The organism is Thiolapillus sp., from assembly GCF_048562965.1.
Lineage (GTDB): Bacteria > Pseudomonadota > Gammaproteobacteria > Chromatiales > Chromatiaceae > Thiolapillus > Thiolapillus brandeum_A.
Genome location: NZ_JBHNMF010001349.1, coordinates 1 through 683, shown reverse-complemented (window position 1 = coordinate 683; position 683 = coordinate 1). Strand labels below are relative to the sequence as shown.

Here is a 683-nt window from a genome sequence, read left to right as displayed (position 1 = left end):
AGCGCCAGCTCTACACCGGATACTTGCCAGGGACTCTTGATTCCCAGTATCTGGGCATATAGGTCTTTGTCTCTCATAGGGGATTACGATAATCTACCCACTCCATTTGGGGAAGAGCCCCAAAAATAATGCGCCCAGACAATTGGCTCCCGCTCAATCCGGGTGACCTGCTCGGAAGAGCCGGATGCGGGAAATCCGCACGTCCGGTTCTGTGAGGGTGAAAGCCAGCAATGGCCGATCTACTCGACTAGTTACGTCCCCTTTAGCTTTTTTGTTACTTCTTCTGTTTTTTTGCCGTAAGAAGCAGCCATGCTCCTAGGACGATGGAGGCCAAAACTGTGATGATAGGCCCAAGCGTGTCTTCGGCCTCGTGATAGATTTTGGGACATCCCAGTCCCCAAAATCGACTCGGCCTTTGACAACCTATTTGTGCCCCAGCCGTCCTGGTCACCAAGCACTACGCAACAACTTCGCAAGCTCGTTGCTGCTCCGTACTTGGCTCCCATATGACTGGACGCCGCGTTCGGAGGCCTACTTTGTTTTCCCTCTGGCGCAAGGCACGCCGGGAAAACAGTGCGGCCTCGCGGCTACTGGGGACTACCAGCCTTCTCTTCGCTCTCCATGGCTGGCAGCGCAAGAAGATCCTCATTTGCAAGTTTCCTCTTCTTCCTCACACTGCTCTA

At 53.9% G+C, this 683-nt stretch carries 1 protein-coding gene; it reads left to right on the top strand.

Annotated elements, in window-relative coordinates; translation table 11 throughout:
- Positions 1–370: 370 nt before the first annotated feature.
- Positions 371–683: hypothetical protein (locus ACOCD2_RS24245; protein ID WP_293653778.1), on the top strand; the 313-nt coding region annotated here is incomplete at its 3' end.